General features: G+C 71.5%; 22 protein-coding genes and 3 tRNA genes. 13 read left to right on the top strand and 12 right to left on the bottom strand.

Annotated elements, in window-relative coordinates; all coding sequences use genetic code 11:
* Window positions 1–34 precede the first annotated feature (34 nt).
* Together HDG69_RS16350 and HDG69_RS19450 are read left to right on the top strand one after the other, a co-directional pair.
* Window positions 35–1282 (top strand): DegT/DnrJ/EryC1/StrS family aminotransferase, encoded by a 1248-nt coding sequence (locus tag HDG69_RS16350; RefSeq protein ID WP_171784887.1) that lies wholly within the window; start codon window positions 35–37, stop codon window positions 1280–1282.
* A gap of 32 nt (window positions 1283–1314) precedes the next feature.
* Entirely contained in the window at window positions 1315–1533 is a 219-nt protein-coding gene (locus HDG69_RS19450) for a tautomerase family protein (RefSeq protein ID WP_171784888.1), read from the top strand.
* 8 nt (window positions 1534–1541) lie between these two features.
* Here HDG69_RS19450 and HDG69_RS16360 read toward each other — a convergent pair whose 3' ends face one another.
* On the bottom strand, window positions 1542–2051 hold the full coding sequence (locus HDG69_RS16360; protein WP_171784889.1) for a MarR family winged helix-turn-helix transcriptional regulator: 510 nt from the start codon (window positions 2049–2051) through the stop codon (window positions 1542–1544).
* A 94-nt stretch (window positions 2052–2145) separates the two neighbouring features.
* Here HDG69_RS16360 and HDG69_RS16365 point away from each other — a divergent pair, with 94 nt between their 5' ends.
* Together HDG69_RS16365 and HDG69_RS16370 are read left to right on the top strand one after the other, a co-directional pair.
* Window positions 2146–2574 carry a Rid family hydrolase gene (locus HDG69_RS16365; RefSeq protein WP_171784890.1) on the top strand — a complete coding sequence of 143 codons (429 nt, stop codon included), beginning with the start codon at window positions 2146–2148 and terminating at the stop codon, window positions 2572–2574.
* A 25-nt stretch (window positions 2575–2599) separates the two neighbouring features.
* Window positions 2600–3442, top strand: coding sequence for an NAD(P)H-binding protein (locus HDG69_RS16370; protein ID WP_171784891.1), 843 nt, complete (start codon window positions 2600–2602; stop codon window positions 3440–3442).
* Between the two features lie 21 nt (window positions 3443–3463).
* On the opposite strand, the gene HDG69_RS16375 is transcribed toward HDG69_RS16370, so the two are convergent.
* Window positions 3464–3835, bottom strand: a complete 372-nt coding sequence (locus HDG69_RS16375) for an HNH endonuclease (protein ID WP_171784892.1) — start codon at window positions 3833–3835, stop codon at window positions 3464–3466.
* A 247-nt stretch (window positions 3836–4082) separates the two neighbouring features.
* Window positions 4083–4166 (bottom strand) — tRNA-Leu (locus HDG69_RS16380).
* Window positions 4167–4442: 276 nt separating this feature from the next.
* On the opposite strand from HDG69_RS16380, the gene HDG69_RS16385 reads away from it, so the two are divergent.
* The 7 genes from HDG69_RS16385 to pknB are packed head-to-tail and all read left to right on the top strand — an operon-like array spanning window position 4443 to window position 13564.
* On the top strand, window positions 4443–5162 hold the full coding sequence (locus HDG69_RS16385; RefSeq protein ID WP_171784893.1) for an FHA domain-containing protein: 720 nt from the start codon (window positions 4443–4445) through the stop codon (window positions 5160–5162).
* A 10-nt stretch (window positions 5163–5172) separates the two neighbouring features.
* Entirely contained in the window at window positions 5173–5661 is a 489-nt protein-coding gene (locus HDG69_RS16390; RefSeq protein WP_171784894.1) for an FHA domain-containing protein FhaB/FipA, read from the top strand.
* 7 nt (window positions 5662–5668) lie between these two features.
* Complete coding sequence (locus HDG69_RS16395) at window positions 5669–7009, top strand: protein phosphatase 2C domain-containing protein (RefSeq protein WP_171784895.1); 1341 nt, start codon at window positions 5669–5671, stop codon at window positions 7007–7009.
* The gene (locus HDG69_RS16400; protein WP_171784896.1) at window positions 7006–8598 is read left to right on the top strand and encodes an FtsW/RodA/SpoVE family cell cycle protein; all 1593 of its coding nucleotides are present in this window, start codon (window positions 7006–7008) and stop codon (window positions 8596–8598) included. The genes HDG69_RS16395 and HDG69_RS16400 overlap by 4 nt, the downstream gene beginning before the upstream one ends.
* Window positions 8595–10058 (top strand): penicillin-binding transpeptidase domain-containing protein, encoded by a 1464-nt coding sequence (locus HDG69_RS16405; RefSeq protein WP_171784897.1) that lies wholly within the window; start codon window positions 8595–8597, stop codon window positions 10056–10058. Before HDG69_RS16400 ends, HDG69_RS16405 begins: the two co-directional genes overlap by 4 nt.
* Window positions 10055–11491, top strand: a complete 1437-nt coding sequence (locus tag HDG69_RS16410; protein WP_171784898.1) for a serine/threonine-protein kinase — start codon at window positions 10055–10057, stop codon at window positions 11489–11491. Before HDG69_RS16405 ends, HDG69_RS16410 begins: the two co-directional genes overlap by 4 nt.
* Window positions 11492–13564 carry a Stk1 family PASTA domain-containing Ser/Thr kinase gene (gene pknB / locus HDG69_RS16415; protein ID WP_171784899.1) on the top strand — a complete coding sequence of 691 codons (2073 nt, stop codon included), beginning with the start codon at window positions 11492–11494 and terminating at the stop codon, window positions 13562–13564.
* A 30-nt stretch (window positions 13565–13594) separates the two neighbouring features.
* Here the strand turns inward: pknB and HDG69_RS16420 are convergent, their stop codons facing one another.
* The 4 genes from HDG69_RS16420 to HDG69_RS16435 are packed head-to-tail and all read right to left on the bottom strand — an operon-like array spanning window position 13595 to window position 15925.
* Window positions 13595–14248: an aminodeoxychorismate/anthranilate synthase component II gene (locus HDG69_RS16420; protein WP_171784900.1), complete on the bottom strand. Its 654-nt coding sequence runs from the start codon at window positions 14246–14248 to the stop codon at window positions 13595–13597.
* Complete coding sequence (locus tag HDG69_RS16425; RefSeq protein ID WP_171784901.1) at window positions 14245–14409, bottom strand: hypothetical protein; 165 nt, start codon at window positions 14407–14409, stop codon at window positions 14245–14247. Before HDG69_RS16425 ends, HDG69_RS16420 begins: the two co-directional genes overlap by 4 nt.
* Window positions 14409–15197: a class E sortase gene (locus HDG69_RS16430; protein ID WP_343036480.1), complete on the bottom strand. Its 789-nt coding sequence runs from the start codon at window positions 15195–15197 to the stop codon at window positions 14409–14411. The genes HDG69_RS16425 and HDG69_RS16430 overlap by 1 nt, the downstream gene beginning before the upstream one ends.
* Complete coding sequence (locus tag HDG69_RS16435) at window positions 15194–15925, bottom strand: DUF881 domain-containing protein (RefSeq protein ID WP_171784902.1); 732 nt, start codon at window positions 15923–15925, stop codon at window positions 15194–15196. Before HDG69_RS16435 ends, HDG69_RS16430 begins: the two co-directional genes overlap by 4 nt.
* A gap of 121 nt (window positions 15926–16046) precedes the next feature.
* On the opposite strand from HDG69_RS16435, the gene HDG69_RS19190 reads away from it, so the two are divergent.
* Complete coding sequence (locus HDG69_RS19190; RefSeq protein WP_171784903.1) at window positions 16047–16301, top strand: cell division protein CrgA; 255 nt, start codon at window positions 16047–16049, stop codon at window positions 16299–16301.
* Between the two features lie 77 nt (window positions 16302–16378).
* On the opposite strand, the gene HDG69_RS16445 is transcribed toward HDG69_RS19190, so the two are convergent.
* Window positions 16379–17053, bottom strand: a complete 675-nt coding sequence (locus HDG69_RS16445; RefSeq protein ID WP_343036481.1) for a rhomboid family intramembrane serine protease — start codon at window positions 17051–17053, stop codon at window positions 16379–16381.
* Between the two features lie 214 nt (window positions 17054–17267).
* Window positions 17268–17807, bottom strand: a complete 540-nt coding sequence (locus HDG69_RS16450) for a peptidylprolyl isomerase (protein WP_171784904.1) — start codon at window positions 17805–17807, stop codon at window positions 17268–17270.
* Window positions 17808–17893: 86 nt separating this feature from the next.
* On the opposite strand from HDG69_RS16450, the gene HDG69_RS16455 reads away from it, so the two are divergent.
* Entirely contained in the window at window positions 17894–18796 is a 903-nt protein-coding gene (locus HDG69_RS16455; RefSeq protein WP_171784905.1) for a hypothetical protein, read from the top strand.
* A 201-nt stretch (window positions 18797–18997) separates the two neighbouring features.
* Here HDG69_RS16455 and HDG69_RS16460 read toward each other — a convergent pair.
* The 3 genes from HDG69_RS16460 to HDG69_RS16465 form a co-directional block, all read right to left on the bottom strand.
* Window positions 18998–19070, bottom strand: a tRNA-Ala gene (locus HDG69_RS16460).
* Window positions 19071–19080: 10 nt separating this feature from the next.
* On the bottom strand, window positions 19081–19200 hold the full coding sequence (locus HDG69_RS18730) for a DLW-39 family protein (RefSeq protein WP_216645792.1): 120 nt from the start codon (window positions 19198–19200) through the stop codon (window positions 19081–19083).
* 26 nt (window positions 19201–19226) lie between these two features.
* A tRNA-Ile gene (locus HDG69_RS16465) sits at window positions 19227–19300 on the bottom strand.
* Window positions 19301–19357 lie beyond the last annotated feature (57 nt).

Below are 19357 nucleotides of genomic sequence, written 5' to 3' on the forward strand. Positions count from 1 at the left end.
AGTAGAGTACGGTCGACCGTCGTCAGGGGAGCCCATGACCATCTCGCAGAGCCACGCCACCGGCCGGCACTACCGCGTCGCGGCACCGCCGCGCGGCAGCGTGCTCGGCCAGGCGGAGATCGACGCGCTGACCGCGGTGCTGGAGGACGGCGCCAGCCTCAGCGCTGCGAGCCGGCGCGAAGAGTTCGAGGCCGAGCTCGCCGCCCTGGTCGGCTGCCGGCACGCCCTGACCGTCACCAGCGGCACCGTCGCCCTCGAGATCGCCATCCGCCTGCTCGACCTGCAGGCCGGCGACGAGGTCGTCGTCACGCCGCAGACCTTCCAGGCCACCGCCCAGCCGCTGCTCGACTCGCCCGCGACGGTCCGCTTCTGCGACGTCGACCCGGTCACCCTCAACCTCGACCCCGACGTCCTGGCCGGTCTGCTCACCGAGCGCACCCGCGCGGTGATCCTCGTGCACTACGGCGGCCGACCGGCGGCCATGCCGGCGATCACCGCCCTGGCCCACGCCCACGGTGCGCTGGTCGTCGAGGACTGCGCGCACGCCCTCGGTGCCTCGACCCCCGAGGGCGCACCCGGCTCGCTGGGTGACATCGGGTGCTTCAGCTTCCACTCCTCGAAGAACATCACCACCCTCGGCGAAGGTGGTCTCATCACGCTGCACGACGACGCCCTCGCCCACCGGGTGCGCCGCATCCGCGACAACCGCATCGACATCCGCCTCAGCGAGACCGACCGGTCGGCGCCCTTCACCGAGCTGCGGCCGTGGCTCATCTACGCCGACGAGCTCGACAACGGCGTCAGCGAGATCCGGCGCTCCGGCACCAACGCGACGCTCTCCGAGGCAGCCTGCGCGGTCGGGCTGGCCCAGCTCGAGAGGCTGCCGCGGATGATCGCCCGACGCGCCGCGATCGTGGACCGGCTCGACGCCGTCGTCGCCGACGTGCCGGGGTTCACCGTCCAGGGACCGACACCCGGCGTCCGCAGCGCGCACCACCTCTACACCGCGTTCTGCGAGCTCGGCGCGCCGGCGCGCCACCAGGTGCTCACCGACCTCGACCACGCCGGGGTCCAGGTCCAGCTGCGCTACGCACCGCTGCACCTCACCCCCGAGTGGCAGCTGCGCGGGCACCGCCGCGGCGAGTGCCCCGTCGCCGAGCGCGACTGGGACGAGCGGCACCTCAACCTTCCCTGCCAGCCCACCCTCACCGACGACCAGGTCGACGTCCTCGCCACCGAGCTCGACCGGGCGCTGCGCGCCGCGTCGTCCCGTTACGCCTGACCCCACCACCAGAACGCAGAAGGAGCCCACCCGTGCCATTCATCGAGGTCAAGATCTTCGAGGAGCGCCTCACCCCCGAGACCGAGGCAGCCCTGCTGACCGAGCTGTCGGGGGCCGTGGGGCGGACCCTGGGGCCCGACGCCGAGGCCAGCACCTGGGTGGTGCTGCACGGCACCCCCGCCCAGCGGTGGGCCGTCGCGGGCGAGGTCCAGGGCCGCGCCGACCGGGACGACGTCGGGGCACCGGCCTAGCGTTCGCCTCAGGAAGAGGTGAAGTCCTCCGGACGGGTGCGCAGCTTGGCGGCGATCCGGGCCAGCGCCCTCTGCTCGGTGGCCGTCAGCGGGTCGATGACGTGCTCACGCACGGACCGCAGGTGTGCCGGAGCCGCCTCGACCACCTTCGCGTAGCCCTGGTCCGTGAGCGCCGCGATGGTGCAGCGACGGTCGTCGGGGTCGGGGTACCGGTACGCCCAGCCGCGGGCCTCGAACCTCTTCAGGACGTTGGAGAGCCGGGGGAGCGACCCGTTGGAGAGGTAGGCGAGGTCGCTCATGACCAGACGGCGGTCCTCCGCCTCGGACATATGGCTCAGCGTCAGGTACTCGAAGAGGCTCAGGCCGGCCGCGCGCTGCACCGCCGAGTCCAGGCGACCGGGGAGCAGGAGCATCAGCGAGACGGCTCCGGTCCACGCCTCCTTCTCGCTGGGCGAGAGCCACCGCAGCTCACCGTCGACGGCCTCGTCGACCTGTTCGTCCTGGGTCGGCTCGGGCATGCCCCGACTCTAGATTACTTTCGGCATGAAGTGAACCGTGGTAGCTTCGTGTTGCCATTCAGTTCATGCGTGAAGTAAAGGAAGCGAGCGACCGATGACCGAGCCCCAGTTCTTCGTCACCCCCGGCTACGGTGACATGCTGCGCGAAAAGCTCCACTACCAGCAGGCCGTGCGGATCGGGGACACCGTCCATCTCTCCGGCCAGGGCGGCTGGGACGACGAGTTCCGCTTCCCCGACGACCTGCGGGACGAGATCGTCCAGGCCTTCGACAACGTCGAGCGGACCCTGGCATTGGCCGGCGCCACCTGGCGTGACGTCGTCGCCGTCGACAGCTTCCACGTCCCCACGTCGACCGACGAGATCGGCGACGAGCACACGTCCGTCATGGCCGAGCAGTTCCGGCTCCGGATGGGCGAGCGCGCACCCGTGTGGACCGAGATCGGCGTCGCCGCGCTCGGCGCCGTCGGGATGCGGGTCGAGATCCGGGTCACCGCCATCGCACCGCCCACCACCGACTCCTGAACCCCTCACCGACGGAGGTCTCAAGATGCGCATCCTGATCACCGGGGTCCGCGGCAAGACAGGTTCCGCGCTGGCCGACCGGCTGGCGCCGCGCGACGACGTCGAGCTCCGGGGCGGCAGCAGCGACCCCGCGCTCGTCGACCATGACGGCGTCGTCCCGGTCGAGCTCTCGTGGGACCGGCCGGACGGCTGGGCTCGCGCGAACGCCGGGGTGGATGCCGTCTTCGTCGTGGTCCCGCTCCGCGAAGACGCACCCGGCCTCGTCGCGTCCTTCCTGGCAACCACCCCGGCCTCGGCCCATGTCGTGCTGCTCTCCGAGCGCGACCCCGAGCACTCAGGGTCGCAGGGCTGGTCGGCGACGGTGGAGCGTGCCGTGCGCGAGAGCGGACGGTCGTGGACCATGCTGCGGCCAGGATGGTTCATGCAGGTCCTCACGGACCCACGCTTCGTCGGTGACGAGATCGCCGACGGCCGGTTCCCCTTCCCGCACGCGGACGCCCGCATGGCGTGGATCGACACGCGTGACATCGCCGAGGTCGCCGAGCTTGCGCTGACCGACCGCGAGCACGCAGGCCAGACCTACGAGCTGTCCGGCCCGGAAGCCGTACCGCCCGCCCGGACGGCGGCGCTCCTCTCGGCCGCGCTGGGCCGGGACGTCGACTACACCGAGCTCGGGACCGAGGAGTCCCTGGAGGGCCTGAGCGGGTTCGAGCGGGACCTGACCGCCCTGACCTACGAACGGGTGCGTGCCGGGGACTTCGCCGTCGTCACGGACGCCGTGTCCCACCTGACCAGGCGACCGGCACGCTCCCTGGAACGGTTCGTCGCGGACGCCGCAGCCGCAGGCGCCTGGTCGAGGACGCCCTGAGGCACCTCTGATCCCTGGTCCTCAGACGTCAGCCAGCAGCGCTCTCAGGATCTCGGCGTGCCGGCGCAGGAACCCACGCTCGTCGAGCCGCTTGCGGCGCAGCCAGCCGGAGACCTCGCTGTTGAGCTTGCTCGCGTTGCACGACCGGCACGCCGGGACGACGTTCGTCAACGTGTAGCGCCCGCCGCGGGAGATCGGCAGGACGCAGTCCTTCTGGAGGGCCGTCCCGCTCCCACCGCAGTAGGCGCAGCCGCCCCACGCCGAGACGAGAGCGGCCCACTGCGCCGCGCTGAGGTCGTTCTCGACCCGACCGAGCCGCCGTTGCCGACGTTTGGCGTAGCGAGCACGCGTCGCGGCCGAGGCGCCGCTGGGGAACCTTCGCCGGCCGCTCACAGGACGACGCTACCCCGACGACCGCTCCCAGCTCTCGCACCCGCCGGGGCTGTCTCTGCGCAAGCTCATGCCCGCCCCATCGCGCGCCGAGCATGCCCTGACCACCGTCGAACATGCCCTCAGCGCCCGTCCGTCCAACCAGACGGGCCCCCATGGCATGTTCGGCCACCACGACGGGGCTGGTGACGGCTTCCGGGGACGACGAAGCCCCCGACCGGATGAACCGGTCGGGGGCTTCGCAACCACGTGCGCGAGGGGGGAGTTGAACCCCCACGCCCTTTCGGGCACACGGACCTGAACCGTGCGCGTCTGCCTATTCCGCCACTCGCGCGTGCCGTTGGAGATTAGCACGCACCGGCCCTCGGATCCCAACCCGATCCGCCCCGGACGGCAGGGACCTGCGTCACACCGCGTACCGGCTCGACCCGCCGTCAGGGGCCCCGACGTGCCGTCACCTGCGCACCGTGACACGGTCGTGACCTCGGCACGCGGGTCTACCCGAGGGATTCGCACGAAATCCACAGGTTTCCGGGCGCGGGTGGTGCGCCCCTGCCTACGATCTGGATAGTCTGCCCGCGACAGGCACGGGCGGACGAGGGGAGGTGGCATGGGAGCGCTGGACCGCTTCGAGAAGAGCGTCGAACGGCTGATGAACAACGCGTTCGCCAAGGTCGGGCGCGGCGGCGAGGTCAAGGCGGTGGAGCTGGCGAGCAGGCTGCGTCGCGAGATCGACGACCGTGCCGCCGTCGTCGGCCACGACCGGACGGTCGCGCCGAACGAGTTCACCATCGAGCTGAGCCCGAACGACTTCGGTCAGGTGCAGTCGTGGGGCGCGGAGACGCTCGCGGACGAGCTCGCGACCAACCTCACCGAGTACGCGGCCTCGCAGCACTACGCGTTCGTCGGTCCGGTGAGCGTGACGTTCGAGGAGCACCAGGAGCTCTCGGGCGGCCGGTTCCAGCTGCGTTCGGCCACGGTGCGCGGCAACGTCGCGCCCGCGACGAACCCGGCGCCGAGCACCCGCCACCCCCTCATCGACATCGACGGGCAGCGCTACCTCCTGACCGGCCCCGTGACGGTCATCGGCCGTGACGCCGAGGCCGACATCGTCGTCGACGACCCGGGCGTCTCGCGCCGCCACCTGGAGATCCGCGTCGCGCCCGAGGGCGTCGTCGCGACGGACCTCGGGTCCACCAACGGCCTGTTCGTCGAGGGTCACCAGGTCCCGGCCGCGACTCTCCTGGACGGCAACACCATGACCATCGGTCGTACCCGGATCATGTTCTGGACCGGCACGTCGGCCGGCCGCCCCAACGAGGACTGGTGATCGACCGAGGATGAGCGAGCTGACGTTCACCCTGCTGCGGCTGGGATACCTGGTGCTGCTCTGGGTGTTCGTGCTCTCGGCGGTCGCGGTCCTGCGCCGCGACCTCGCCCTGCGTTCCCCTCGCTCGCGCAAGCGGTCCGACGACGGCGGCACACCTGCCGCTGCACCGGCGGCGGCCGGGAGCGGCTCGCCCGCACCGCGCAGCTCCGGTCCGTCCCGGCTGGTGGTCACCACCGGCCCGCTGGCCGGTACGACGCTGCCGCTGTCCACGTCGTCGATCCTCATCGGCCGCGCCCCGAGCTGCACCCTGGTCCTCGACGACGACTACTCGTCGTCCCGCCACGCCCGCATCTTCCCGCAGGGGGACCAGTGGTACGTCGAGGACCTCGGCTCGACGAACGGCACCTTCATCGGCGACCAGCAGGTCACCTCCCCGATCCACCTCGCACCGGGGGTCGGCGTGCAGATCGGCCGATCCGTCGTCGAGCTGCAGGGGTGACGCCCACGTGACCCTCGCCCTGAGGTACGCCGCGCGGTCCGACGTCGGGCTGGTGCGGCAGAACAACCAGGACTCCGCGTACGCGGGACCCAACCTCCTGGTGGTCGCGGACGGCATGGGCGGTCACGCGGGCGGCGACATCGCCTCCAGCCTCGCGATCGCCGCCCTGGCCCCGCTCGACCGCTCCGAGCACGGCCCGCAGGAGGCGCTGGCCGACCTGGAGCGGACCGTCGAGCAGGCCCGCCAGGACCTGGTGCACGCCTCCGAGGTCGACCCGGACCTCGCCGGGATGGGAACCACCGTCACCGCGCTGCTCCGCTCCGGCAACACCCTCGCGATGGCGCACCTGGGCGACTCGCGCGCCTACCTGCTGCGTGACGGCGTGCTCAACCAGGTGACGGTGGACCACACGTTCGTCCAGCACCTGGTCGACACCGGTCGCATCTCCCCGGACGAGGCCGAGACCCACCCGCAGCGCAACGTCGTCATGCGCGTCCTGGGGGACTTCGACGTCGATCTCACCCCGGACATGTCGGTGCGGGAGGCGCACCCGGGGGACCGCTGGCTGCTGTGCTCCGACGGCCTGTCGGGTTTCGTGCCCGTCGAGCAGCTCGCCGAGGTCCTCACCGAGTGCGAGTCTCCCGAGGAGGCCGCGGACCTGCTGCTCACGCTCGCGATGACGGCCGGCAGCACCGACAACATCACCGTCGTCGTCGCCGACGTCGTCGACCCGGACGAGGTCGGCACGACGGCGCCGACGACCTCGACGCAGGTCGTGGGCGCTGCCGCCGGTGAGATGTCCCCCGAGCTCGCCCGCCCGGCGCCGGACGCCCCCGCCGGCAGCGGCGAGGCGGGCGACGAGGACGACGAGGACGACGAGGAGCAGGACGAGGACGACGCCGGCCGGCGCCGCAAGCGGCCGTGGGTCGGCGTGCTCGTCACTCTCGTGGTCCTGGCAGGCCTCGGCTACGGCGGCTGGTGGGTCTACGGCTGGACGCAGGAGCAGTACTACGTCGGGGTCGCGGACGGCCAGGTCGCCGTGTACCAGGGCATCCCGCAGAGCGCGGGCCCGTTCGAGCTCTCGCAGCCCGTCGAGCTGACCGGCACGTCGGTCGACGAGCTCCCCGCCTACTGGAGCGAGCGCCTGGACGGCACGATCCGTGCGTCCTCGCAGGCTGACGCCCGGGAGCGCGCCGACCGCCTCATCGACGAGGCGCTTCCCTCACCCACACTCACGCCCGAACCCAGCGCCACAGCGTCCCCGTCCGCCACCCCGTCGCCGAGCCCGGCCACCGACTCCGACCCCGAGGCCGGGCCCGACTCCGCGGACGAGGAGGCCGAGGCGTGACGTCCGAGACCTCCACGGTGCAGCCTCGCCAGCGCCGTCCGCTGCGGCTCGCCGAGGTGTTCCTGCTGATCCTGGCGCTGGCCGGCGGCGTCGGCGGCTTCGCGATGGTCGGCCTGTCGATCCGCGGCGAGCTGCCCGACCAGTTCTGGTTCCGCAGCATGCTGCTCGGTCTGACGGCGCTGGTCGCCCACATCGTGCTGCGGCTGCGTGCCCCGTGGGCCGACCAGGTGATCCTGCCCGCGGTCGTGCTCCTCAACGGCATCGGTCTGTCGATGATCTGGCGGCTCGAGATCTCGGGATCCGTCGGCATGGCTCCCGCCAACGCCGCCGGCAACATGCAAGCCACGCTCCTGGGGGCGATCATCGCCTTCGCCCTGCTGTGGATCCTCAAGGACCACCGCTGGCTGCGCCGGTACACGTACACGGCGATGGTCGTGGGTCTGGTGATGATCGCCCTGCCGCTGATCCCCGGCGTCGGCCAGGAGATCAACGGTGCGCGCATCTGGGTCACCATCGGCGGCTCCTCCCTGCAGCCCGCCGAGTTCGCGAAGATCGCCTTCGCCGTCTTCTTCGCCGGCTACCTGGTGACGAACCGGGACACCCTGGCCCTGGCCGGGCCGAAGATCCTCGGGCTGCACCTCCCCCGGCTGCGCGACCTCGGTCCCATCCTGCTGGTCTGGGCGGCCTCCCTCGCCGTCCTCGTCCTGCAGCGTGACCTCGGGACGTCGCTGCTGTTCTTCGGGTTGTTCGTGGCGATGCTCTACCAGGCGACGGCTCGGTCGAGCTGGATGGTGCTGGGCCTGACGCTCTTCGCCGCGGGCGCGCTCGCCGCGGCCCGGGCGTTCCCGCACGTCGGTGCTCGGATCGACGTCTGGCTGCACCCGTTCGAACCGGCGCAGTACGACAGGGATCCCGGGGGGTCCTACCAGATCGTCCAGGGCCAGTTCTCGATGGCGAACGGTGGCCTGTTCGGCACAGGCTGGGGCGAGGGACGCCCGTTCCAGATCCCCTACGCCTTCTCGGACTTCATCTACGCGTCCATCGGCGAGGAGCTCGGCCTCACGGGGCTCGCCGCCATCCTGCTGACGTACCTGCTGATCGTGCAGCGTGGCCTCAAGTCGGCCCTCTCGGTGCGCGACGGCTTCGGCAAGCTGCTCGCCTGCGGTCTCGCGTTCGTCATGGCGCTGCAGGTGTTCGTGGTGGTCGGCGGCATCACGAGGGTCATCCCGTTGACGGGTCTGACGCTGCCGTTCATGGCGCAGGGCGGTTCCTCGCTGCTCGCGAACTGGCTCGTGATCGCTCTGCTGCTCCGGATATCCGACAGTGCTCGCCGCCCGTCCGACCTGCCCGTCCGGGGTCAGGTGTCGGCGGCACCGGCCGCGCCGGAGCCCGAACCGATCCTCGTGGGTTCGCCCGGGGCCGACGGCGGCACACCGGCGGACGGCACCCCTGCGGCCGGCAGCAACCTGCCGAGACGACGGATCGCCGACCGCGCGCCCACCGACGCCGCCGGCAGCACCGGCACCGCACAGACCGAGCACATCGGCACCGACGACCCCCCGCCGTACCGAGGAGGTGAGAGCACGTGAACACGACCACCCGCCGGCTGGCGAGCATCGTCATGGTCATGTTCCTCACGCTCCTCGTCTCCACGACGTGGATCCAGTTCTTCGCAGCCGACAGGCTCAACAGCGACCCCCGCAACGCGCGGGCGCTGTACGCGCAGTTCGGGACCGACCGCGGGCCGATCGTCGTCGACGGCGAGGCCGTGGCGAGCTCCGTGCCCAGCGACGACGAGTGGAACTACCAGCGCGAGTACGAGCGCGGCCGCCTCTACGCCCCGCTGACCGGGTACTACTCGCTCGTGAGCGGGACGTCCGGGATCGAACGGGCGGAGAACGACTTCCTCGCGGGCTCGGCCGACGCGCTGTGGGTCGAGCGCGTGCAGAACCTGCTCACCGGCTCGGACCCGCAGGGTTCCGCGGTGGAGCTGACGGTCGACGCGGCCGCCCAGGAGGCGGCGTGGGACGCCCTGGGTGACCAGCGGGGCGCCGTCGTCGCGCTGGAGCCGTCCACCGGCAAGATCCTCGCGATGGTCTCGAAGCCGACGTTCAACCCGAACGACCTCGCCACCCACAACACGGGCGAGGCGAACGAGGCCTACCTGAACCTGCTGAACGACGAGAACCAGCCGCTGCTGAGCCGGGCCACGGCCACCACCCAGCCGCCCGGGTCGACGTTCAAGCTGATCACGGCCGCGGCGGCCCTGGAGAGCGGGGACTACGCGCCGGACACCGTCGTCGACGCTCCGTCGACCTACACCCTGACCGGCACGAGGACGGACGTGGGCAACTTCGGCGGCACGTCGTGCGCGTCGTCGGGCCAGATGACGCTCGCCGACGCGATGCGCATCTCCTGCAACACCGCGTTCCTCGACCTCGGTGGCGACCTCGGTGCGGAGGCGATGAACGAGCAGGCGGAGAAGTTCGGCTTCGGCTCCGGCTACGACGTCCCCTTCTCCACCGCCGCCAGCCAGTACGACCCCGACCCGGACGAGATGTCCACCGCCCAGGTCGAGCTGTCCGGCATCGGTCAGGGCAGCGTGACGTCGACGCCGCTGCAGGTGGCGATGGTCTCCGCCGCGATCGCGAACGGGGGCGAGGTGATGGCGCCGTACTCCGTCGACACCATCCGCGACGCCGAGCTGCAGGTGGTCTCCGAGACGCGTCCCTCCAGCAACGGCCGCGCGATCTCCGAGGAGACGGCGTCCCAGCTCACGGACATGATGGTCAGCGTCGTGGAGGACGGCTCCGGCACCACCGCGCAGATCCCCGGGGTCACCGTGGCGGGCAAGACGGGCACGGCGCAGCACGGCGACAACTCCGCCCCTCCGCACGTGTGGTTCACCGGCTTCGCGCCGGCGGACGACCCGCAGGTGGCCGTCGCGGTGCTGGTGGAGGAGGGCGGGACCCTGGGAGGCTCGGCCACGGGCGGCCGGGTCGCGGCTCCCATCGCGAAGGCGGTCATCGAGGCGGTGCTGAACGGATGAGACCCTCGATCGGGCTCTCGCTGGGGGAGCGCTACCGCCTCACCCGCCAGATCGCCGTCGGCGGCATGGGCGAGGTCTGGGTGGCCGACGACGGCTACCTCGGCCGGGACGTCGCGGTCAAGGTGCTTCGCGAGGAGTTCACCGGCAACGAGGACTTCCTCAAGCGACTGCGTACCGAGGCGCGCAACAGCGCCGCCCTGTCGCACCCGAACATCGCGCAGATGTACGACTACGGCGAGCAGGACGGCGCCGGGTTCCTCGTCATGGAGCTGGTGCTGGGCGAGCCCCTCGCGGACCTGCTCGAACGCGAGCCCGTGGTCACGCCGCGCAAGCTGCTCCCCATCCTGTCGGCGACAGCCCGCGGCCTGCACCATGCCCACAAGGCCAAGGTGGTCCACCGGGACGTCAAGCCGGGCAACATCCTGCTGGAGCACGACGGTGGTGTGAAGATCACCGACTTCGGCGTTTCCCTGGCCGCGAACCAGGCGACGATGACGGCGACCGGCATGGTCATGGGCACCGCGCAGTACCTCTCGCCCGAGCAGGCCGTCGGCCAGCCCGCGACGGCCGCCTCGGACCTCTACGCGCTGGGGATCGTCGCCTACGAGGGCACGGTGGGCAAGCGTCCCTTCACCGGGTCGACGCCGGTGGACATCGCCGTCGCGCACGTCAACAACGCGGTGCCGCCCCTGCCGCCGACGGTCCATCCCGGGCTGAACGACGTCATCATGCGGATGCTCGCGAAGGACCCGAACAAGAGACCCTCCTCCGGCGCCGCGCTGGCCGACGAGCTGGACGCGCTCGCCCGCGAGATCGCCGAGGACCCGCTCGGCGCCCGTTCGCGCGCCGCTCGCCGTGCCGCCCGCACGGGACGCCCGGCACCGGTCCGGCACGCACGGCCCGACGACGCCGTCCCCCCTCCACGCTCGCTCGATCCGGTGGCGGCCGACGCGCCGGCCCGCGCGCCGTCGACCCCCGACTCCGTCCCGCCGGCGTCACCCCGCAGCTATCCCGCCCGCCGCGACCTGCGCTCGGGCGGCACCCAGCGGCCCACCCCGCCGCAGGGAGACCCTCGCACGCGGGCCGCGGCCCGCAGCGACGCGACCCGCACGACGGCGTCGCGCTCGTCGCGCAGCACCCCCACCCCCGTCCGCAGCTCGACGACGACGGGGCAGCGGCTCGGCCCGCTCGGTCGCCTCTCCTGGCCGCTGCTGGCCCTGCTCGGCCTGCTCGGCGTGCTGCTCGTCGCGACGCTCCTGAGCGGGGTGTTCGGCGGCGACGACGGCGATGCCGCCGCGCTGCCGCTCCTGGCAGGGAGTGCACTGATGACTCGACCCGCGCGCCGCCGGGCGATGACCGACCCCGACTCTGGGATGATGCTCCCGGACCCGTCGCACCCCGTCGGTGCGACAACGACCCAGAAGGACGTCTGAGTGGTGGACAACACGCCCCGAGTACTCGCGGGCCGGTACGAGGTCGGTGAGCTCATCGGCCGCGGTGGCATGGCCGAGGTGCACATCGGTCACGACACGCGCCTCGGCCGCACCGTCGCGATCAAGGTGCTGCGTTCCGACCTCGCCCGCGACCCGTCGTTCCTCGCCCGGTTCCGGCGCGAGGCGCAGTCGGCGGCCGCGCTGAACCACCCGGCGATCGTCGCGGTCTACGACACCGGCGAGGACACCTCCACCGACGCGACCGGGAACCAGGTCCACATCCCGTTCATCGTCATGGAGTACGTCGAGGGCCACACGGTCCGCGACATCCTGGCCGACGGTGCCGCCGTGCCCATCGAGGAGGCCGTGGAGATCACGGTCGGCATCCTCAGCGCGCTGGAGTACTCCCACCACGCGGGCATCGTGCACCGTGACATCAAGCCGGCCAACGTGATGATCACGCCGACGGGCGCGGTCAAGGTGATGGACTTCGGCATCGCGCGGGCGATGGCGGACTCCGCCGCCACCATGACCCAGGGGCAGGCCGTCATCGGCACCGCCCAGTACCTCTCGCCCGAGCAGGCTCGGGGCGAGCAGGTCGACGCCCGCAGCGACCTGTACTCCACCGGCTGCGTGCTCTTCGAGCTCCTCACCGGCCGGCCGCCGTTCGTCGGGGACTCCCCGGTGGCGCTGGCCTACCAGCACGTGGGTCAGGAGCCGCAGCGGCCCAGCGAGATCGCCAACGACGTCCCCGAGGTGCTCGACCGGATCACCCTCACCGCGCTCACGAAGGACCGCGACCAGCGGTACTCGTCGGCCGGCGAGTTCCGGTCGGACCTCGAGGCTGCGATGCGAGGCGGTCATGTCATGGCGCCGGGCCTCGGCGCGCTCGGGGCCGGTGCCGCCGCGGGGTACGCCGCCACGCAGGTGCTGGGCGACCCGAACGGCACCCAGGTGATGTCCCCGGCCGGCGAGCCCTCGCCGTGGGGTCAGACCGGCCTTCCGGCGGACCAGACGGCCGTCGGGACCCCCGCCGAGGCGGACGAGGAGGACAAGGGGAGCCGCAAGTGGCTCTGGTGGACCCTCATCGGCGTCGGTGTCCTGGCTCTGGCTGCCATCCTGTTCTTCTGGCTCAGCGGGGGAGAGGACGATCCCGACCTCGTCACGGTGCCCGAGCTCACGGCGAACATGAGCCGGACGGACGCCCAGCGCGCCATCGAGGACGTGGGGCTGGTCTACTCCGAGCGCGTCGAGGAGTCCGAGGAGCCCGAGAACACCCTGACCCGCTCCGATCCCGCCAGCGGTGAGGAGGTCGAGGCAGGCTCCCAGGTGGTCGTGTTCTTCTCCGGCGGACCGGAGACGTTCCCGATGCCCGACGTCACAGGGATGAGCCAACAGCAGGCCGAGAACGAGATCGAGGACGCAGGCCTCCAGGTCGGCAGCGTCGACGAGGAGGGCAGCGGATCGGTCTCCGAGGGCGACGTCATCTCCTCGGACCCGTCGCCCGGTGCCGCCGTCAACCCGGGGGACACCGTCGACCTCGTGATCTCGAACGGCCAGGTCCAGCTCCCGGACCTTCGCGGCATGACGCAGTCGGAGGCCGAGAGCCGCCTCGACGAGCTCGGGTTCAGCTCGACGATCACCACGCAGCCGGTCCAAGACCCGAACGACGTCGGACGGGTGGTCGACCAGTCGCCGAGCGCGGGATCCGTCCGCCAGGACACCCGCGTCGAGCTGACCATCGGTGGCGAACCCGAGATCGAGAGGGTCACGGTCCCCGACGTGGTCGGACGGACGGCCGACGACGCCGAGGAGATGCTGGGCGGCCAGACCAACCTCAGCGCGGTCCAGCGCACGGCATCCTCGGCCGACTACTGCCCCGGCTTCGTCTCCGCCCAGGACCCGCCGGCCGGGACGGAGCTCGACGAGGGCTCGAACGTCACGATCACCGTGTCGACGGGCGCGGAGGGCCAGGACTGCAGCGCCGGTGAGGCCACGCCGGCCCCGCCGCAGGACGACGAGGAGCCGGGCTTCGGCTTCGGCGGCGACGACGAGGACCCCGAGGACGACTGACACGTCCTCCCGCGCCGCGGGTGGCGCCGCTCAGCCCTGGTGGACGAGCGGCGCCATCCCGGCGGACCGTTCCACGGCGCCGGCGTCGCCGCACACGGCGAGCCAGTTGGCGAGCAGGCGGTGGCCGCCCTCGGTCAGCACCGACTCGGGGTGGAACTGCACCCCGTGCAGCGGCAGCTCACGGTGCTGGACGCCCATGACGACGTCGCCGCCCGTGGTGCAGGTGACCTCGAGCTCGTCGGGCACCGTGGCCGGCTCCACCGCGAGCGAGTGGTAGCGCGTCGCCGTGAAGGGTGAGCCCAGGCCGTCGAGGACGCCGACGCCCTGGTGCTCCACCTGGCTCGTCTTGCCGTGCATGAGCTCGGCCGCGTGCGACACGGTCGCCCCGTAGACCTCGGCGAGGGCCTGGTGCCCGAGGCAGACGCCCAGCATCGGGGTCGCCGACCGTGCGCAGGCCCGGATCACGTCCTCCGAGGATCCCGCCTGCTTCGGCGTGCCCGGTCCCGGCGAGACGAGGACGCCGTCGAAGGGCGTGCCGTCGTCGTGCCAGAACCGGCCGTCCGCGTCGGGCTCGGGCACGGCGTCGTTGCGCACCACGGTGGTGCGGGCCCCGAGCTGGTCGAGGTAGCCGACGATCGTGTAGACGAAGGAGTCGTAGTTGTCGACGACGAGGATGGAGGTCATGGGTGCGCCTCGACGGTGTTGTCGTTGATGGGGACGTACGTGGAGAGCCAGGGGAAGAACCACTCGAAGCAGACCCAGACGAGGGCCACGGCCATCACGAGCAGGAACAGCACCCGGAACCATGCGGGTCCTGGGAGGATACGCCACAGTCCGCCGTACATCAGGCCTCCTCGTCGCCGCTGCCGCGCACCTGGACGCCCGCCTCGATCAGCTCGATGGGGGTCCCTTCCTCGACCGGCGCCCAGTAGTCGAGCTCGCCGTAGACGATGAAGCGCTGGGCCGCCGAGTACATCGGGTGGCAGGCCGTCAACGTCAGGAGCCGGTCGGTGAGCTCGGGCACCGGCTCGCCGGGCATCAGGCCGGGCACCGGCGAGATGACCTCGACCTGGTTCGGCCAGACGATCTCGTCCGACGTCGTGCGGTAGACGTACCAGGTGGTCTCGGTGCGGAACACCAGCGGGTCGCCCTCCTGGAGCTCCGCGACCAGGTGGTACGGCTTGCCGTAGGTGGTGCGGTGCCCGGCCGTGGCGAAGTTGCCGACGTCGCCGGGCATGGCGGTGCCGGGGTAGTGCCCGGCACCGAGCCGGTCGAGCACCCGCTCCTTGTCGATTCCCTGCGCCACCGGGGTCACGTAGTCCGCTCCCCAGCGCGGCACGTACAGCTCGGCGAAGACCGTCTCGTCCGGCGGCTCCTCCATGACGGGAGGCTCGCCGCGGTGCTCGCCCGCGATCGCCGGACCGTCCTCGTCGTCGACGACGGACGGCGGCTCCGGCCACTCCAGCTCCGCGAGGATCTCGGTGTGCAGGCGTTCCGCCTGCACGTCCGTCCACCACAGCTGCCACACGACGAAGAGCCCGAGGAGCACCCCGGCCGTGATGAGCAGCTCGCCGAAGACGCCGACGACGCCGCTGACCACACCGCCACGGCGCTGCGGCCGCACGTGCCTCACGAGAAGACGTCCGTCCCGTCGGGGACGGTGGCGTACCGGAGCTCCTGGCCCCCCTCGTAGGCGGGCATCTCGATGACGTCGTGCTGCTGCATGTCGTAGCCCAGTCCGATCCACTCGACGTACTGCTGGTAGATCGCCACGCCCGGGGACGCGGCGAGCGCGGCCTGCAGGTCCTCGGGGTCACCGATGGCCTCGACGACGAAGGGAGGGGAGAAGACCTTCCCGTGCAGCAGGAGGATGTTGCCCGAGCACCGGAACGCGCTCGTCGACGTCACCCGTTCACCCTGGAGCGTCATCGCCTCCGCACCGCCCGCCCACAGGGCGTTGATGACGTGCTGGAGATCCTGCTGGTGCACCACCAGGTCGTCCGGGCGGACGTCGGGCTTCTCCAGCGCCGACAGCGGGGCGTCCTCGAGCGCGACGCTCACTCCCGCACCGGTCGCCGGCCAGGTCCCGGCCACGACGGACTCCCGGGCGCGCAGCTCCGGGTCGCGGCGCGGCACGTCGACGTCGATCGCCTCGCCCAGCCGGGTGACCTCATCGTCGAGGGCGCCGACCTGCTCGGCGAGACTCTCGACCCGTGCCGACTCGGCCGAGACCACCGAGGCAAGGTCTCCGGCGTGCCGGCTCTCCTGGTCGCCGGCGAGTCGGGCGCTGGCCGTGAAGAGCACACCGGAGAGCGCCAGCACGCAGGCCACGGACAGGCCCGAACGAAGCCGTGGTGACATCGCGGTTCCCCCTCCTGGTGCCGGTCCGGTACGACTGGCCACTACGCTAGACGAAAAATCCGACGTCGGCGGTCGAGGACGACCCTCGGACGTCGCACAGCATCCCGACAGGAGTCAGCCCGTGTCCGAGTCGCAGCCTGCCAAGAAGAAGTCAGACCTCGGGTCGAACCCGACACCCCGCAAGTCGACGGCCAACCCGCCGTGGCTCGTCCCCACGATGCTCGGTCTGATGCTCGCGGGCCTCGCCTGGATCGTCCTCTACTACCTGACGAGCCAGAACCTCGGGCTCCCGGTGCCGCAGCTGGGCAACTGGAACCTCCTGGTCGGGTTCGTCCTGATCATCGCAGGGTTCTCGCTGACCACACGCTGGAAGTGACACCTGCTGTACAAGTTCCGCCGGTGTGATTCCACACCTGTGCATATCTCTGGGGATAACTGGTACCGCAGCGGTCGTCAGAAGAACGCCGGGTAGTCGACGGTCGAGTACTTCCACACCGCCAGCGCGACGAGGACGACGCCGACGGCGGCGGGGAGCGCCCAGCCGACCAGCTTCTGCTTGTCACGTGGTGCCGCCGCATAGCCGGCGCCGATCGCGAGGCCGACGACGAGCCCTCCGACGTGCGCCTGCCAGGCGATGTTCGGCACGAGGAACGGCAGCGCCATGTTGATCGCGATGAGGACGACGATCTGACCGGCGTTGCGGCCCAGGCGGCGCAGCACCGGGATGATGGCGCCGAAGAGACCGAACACGGCACCCGAGGCGCCCACCACGGGCGTGAGCCAGCTCATGCTCAGCGGGTCGGCCAGCAGGAGCACGCCCACCGATCCGCCCAGCGCCGCGAGCAGGTACAGAGCGAGGAAGCGGCCGCGCCCGAACGCCTGCTCGAGGAACGGCCCGACGAGCCACAGGGCGTACATGTTGAACAGGATGTGCAGCGGCGTGGTCGAGTGCAGGAACGCCGCCGTGAGGAAGCGCCAGGGCTCCGCCTGCCCGACCGCCGGCGCGAAGGCCCACTGCTGGGTCCAGGCGCCACCGGTGGTCATCTGCAGCAGCCAGCTCACGACGCACAGGCCGATGATCGTCAGGGTGACGACGGGGCGCCCGCCGCGGACCGTGGCGCCGAACACGGTCCGGGCGCTGCGGGTCGACCGCGCCGCCTGGGCGACGCAGTCGACGCACTGCACACCGACCGGGGCCGGCCGCTGGCACTCGGGACAGGCCGGGCGGGCGCACCGCTGACACCGCACGTACGCCACCCGGTCGGGGTGACGCGGGCAGACCGGGGGAGCCTCGCCCTGACGATCGACGGGCGGCTGCTGCGGCGTGCTGATCGTGCGCTCCTCAGTCCTCGATCGTGACGCGCTCGATGACGATGTCCTCGACAGGGCGGTCGCCGGGGCGCACCTTCGTCGTGCCGATGGCGTCGACGACGGCGCGCGACTCGTCGTCGGCGACCTTGCCGAAGATGGAGTGCTTGCCGGTCAGCCAGGACGTCTCGGTCGTCGTGATGAAGAACTGCGACCCGTTCGTGCCCTCGGTGGCGCCGGTGACCGGGTTGCGGCGCTTGCCGGCGTTGGCCATGGCGAGCAGGTACTTCTCGTCGAAGGCGAGCTCGGGGTGGATCTCGTCGTCGAAGGTGTAGCCGGGCCCGCCGGTGCCGGTGCCCAGCGGGTCGCCGCCCTGGATCATGAAGTTGTCGATCACCCGGTGGAAGATCACGCCGTCGTACAGCGGGTCGTTGCGCTCGGCGCCCGTGCGCGGGTCGGTCCAGGTCTTGGTCCCCTGGGCGAGCCCGACGAAGTTCGCGACCGTCTTCGGCGCGTGGTTCGGGAAGAGCTCGAGGCGGATGTCACCGGCGGAGGTGTGGAGAGTTGCGAACATGCCCCCATCCTCTCACCGAGGACCCGGTTGACTGCCACCGGGCGTGTAGCGGTGCAGCGTGCCGCATCGAGTGGCACAGTGGTCGCATGGTGCAGACCCCGAAGATCGACTCCGCCAAGGTGAAGGACTCCGCAGCCGAGGTCACTGCCGCGCTCGTCGGCGCGGGATCCCGTGCCGCGGACAGTGCCAAGGACGCCGCGGGGCAGGCCAAGGACTGGGCTTCCCCGCGCGTCGACACGTTCATCGAGTGGCTCCGACCCCGCGTCGAGCAGGCATGGAACGAGAGCGTGCAGGCCGCCGCGCCACGTGTCGAGCAGGTCGCCGGCAGGACCGGCCCGCTCGTCGACAGCGCCCACGACAAGATCGTGGACGAGTACCTGCCGAAGATCGTCGACGTGTTCAACGAGGCCGCCAACCGGGCGGCGATGACCACCGAGGAAGCCACCAAGGCCGCCAAGAAGGCCGTCAAGGCCGCCGAGAAGTCGGCGCGCAAGGCACAGCGCCGGTCGCGTCGACGCAAGACGCTCGTGTGGACCGCGGTCATCGGTGGCGCCGCCGCGGCGGGCTACGCCTTCTACCGCCGGGCACAGCCGCAGAACGACCCCTGGGCCGAGCCGTGGGAGCAGTCCACCGCTCCCGACTTCGACGGGGTGGCGCGCGACGCGCGGCACGTCGTCGGTGACGCGGCCGAGGCCGTCGGGGAGGCGGCCGGAGCTGCCGTCGCCAAGGGCAAGGAGGCGTCGGAGAAGCTCTCGGGCAAGGCGGCCGAGGTGAAGGACGACGTCACCGAGGCCGTCCAGGACGTGAAGGAGAAGACGACGGCGCGCACGTCGCGTGCGCGCAGGTCGACCACCACGGCGGCGAAGGACGCCGTCTCCGACGCGGCCGACGCCGCGAAGAAGGCCACCGACGCCGCCGAGACGAAGGCGGACGAGGCCGTCGACGCGGCCGACGACGCCGCCAAGAAGGCGACCGACGACAAGAAGTAGCGTCACGACGACGCGTCGAGCACGACGAGAGCCTCCGCCCCGTCCGGGGCGGAGGCTCTCGTCGTCCTGCGGTGCCGGTGGGCGGAGTCGCACATCGTGGAGGTGGAGGCCGCCCGGGCCGCGTGCGACGACGCGGCACCCCTCCTCGCACGCCAGAGGCCCTCCACCACGACGGGAGAGGGCCTCTGGGACGAAGTTCTGTGGAGCCAAGGGGACTCGAACCCCTAACCCCCTGCTTGCAAAGCAGGTGCGCTACCAATTGCGCCATGGCCCCCGGGGGAGTGTCAGTCGAGGGAGTCGGTGACCTCGGTCCACAGGTCACGGTCGGCCGCGTCGGACGACACCCGGCGCCAGACCAGGTATCCCGCCGCAGCGGCGAGCAGGACGACGAACAGCTTCTTCATGCTGGACCTCCGCGTCTGCCAGGGAGTGGGGCTAGGAGGACTTGAACCTCCGACCTCTTCCTTATCAGGGAAGCGCTCTAACCGTCTGAGCTATAGCCCCTCCGCACGCGTCCGTAGAACGCGTGCAGCACGGAACATTACCGCACCCGGCGCCTGG

Source organism: Isoptericola halotolerans (assembly GCF_013149785.1).
GTDB lineage: Bacteria > Actinomycetota > Actinomycetes > Actinomycetales > Cellulomonadaceae > Isoptericola > Isoptericola halotolerans.

What these genes read in the sequence shown, in the direction of transcription:
- HDG69_RS16350 (WP_171784887.1), top strand. Translation starts at nt 35, where the DNA reads ATGACCATCTCGCAGAGCCACGCCACCGGCCGGCACTACCGCGTCGCG.
- HDG69_RS16360 (WP_171784889.1), bottom strand. Translation starts at nt 2,051, where the DNA reads ATGCCCGAGCCGACCCAGGACGAACAGGTCGACGAGGCCGTCGACGGT.
- HDG69_RS16365 (WP_171784890.1), top strand. Translation starts at nt 2,146, where the DNA reads ATGACCGAGCCCCAGTTCTTCGTCACCCCCGGCTACGGTGACATGCTG.
- HDG69_RS16370 (WP_171784891.1), top strand. Translation starts at nt 2,600, where the DNA reads ATGCGCATCCTGATCACCGGGGTCCGCGGCAAGACAGGTTCCGCGCTG.
- HDG69_RS16385 (WP_171784893.1), top strand. Translation starts at nt 4,443, where the DNA reads ATGGGAGCGCTGGACCGCTTCGAGAAGAGCGTCGAACGGCTGATGAAC.
- HDG69_RS16390 (WP_171784894.1), top strand. Translation starts at nt 5,173, where the DNA reads ATGAGCGAGCTGACGTTCACCCTGCTGCGGCTGGGATACCTGGTGCTG.
- HDG69_RS16410 (WP_171784898.1), top strand. Translation starts at nt 10,055, where the DNA reads ATGAGACCCTCGATCGGGCTCTCGCTGGGGGAGCGCTACCGCCTCACC.
- HDG69_RS16420 (WP_171784900.1), bottom strand. Translation starts at nt 14,248, where the DNA reads ATGACCTCCATCCTCGTCGTCGACAACTACGACTCCTTCGTCTACACG.
- HDG69_RS16425 (WP_171784901.1), bottom strand. Translation starts at nt 14,409, where the DNA reads ATGTACGGCGGACTGTGGCGTATCCTCCCAGGACCCGCATGGTTCCGG.
- HDG69_RS16435 (WP_171784902.1), bottom strand. Translation starts at nt 15,925, where the DNA reads ATGTCACCACGGCTTCGTTCGGGCCTGTCCGTGGCCTGCGTGCTGGCG.
- HDG69_RS16450 (WP_171784904.1), bottom strand. Translation starts at nt 17,807, where the DNA reads ATGTTCGCAACTCTCCACACCTCCGCCGGTGACATCCGCCTCGAGCTC.
- HDG69_RS16455 (WP_171784905.1), top strand. Translation starts at nt 17,894, where the DNA reads ATGGTGCAGACCCCGAAGATCGACTCCGCCAAGGTGAAGGACTCCGCA.
- HDG69_RS18730 (WP_216645792.1), bottom strand. Translation starts at nt 19,200, where the DNA reads ATGAAGAAGCTGTTCGTCGTCCTGCTCGCCGCTGCGGCGGGATACCTG.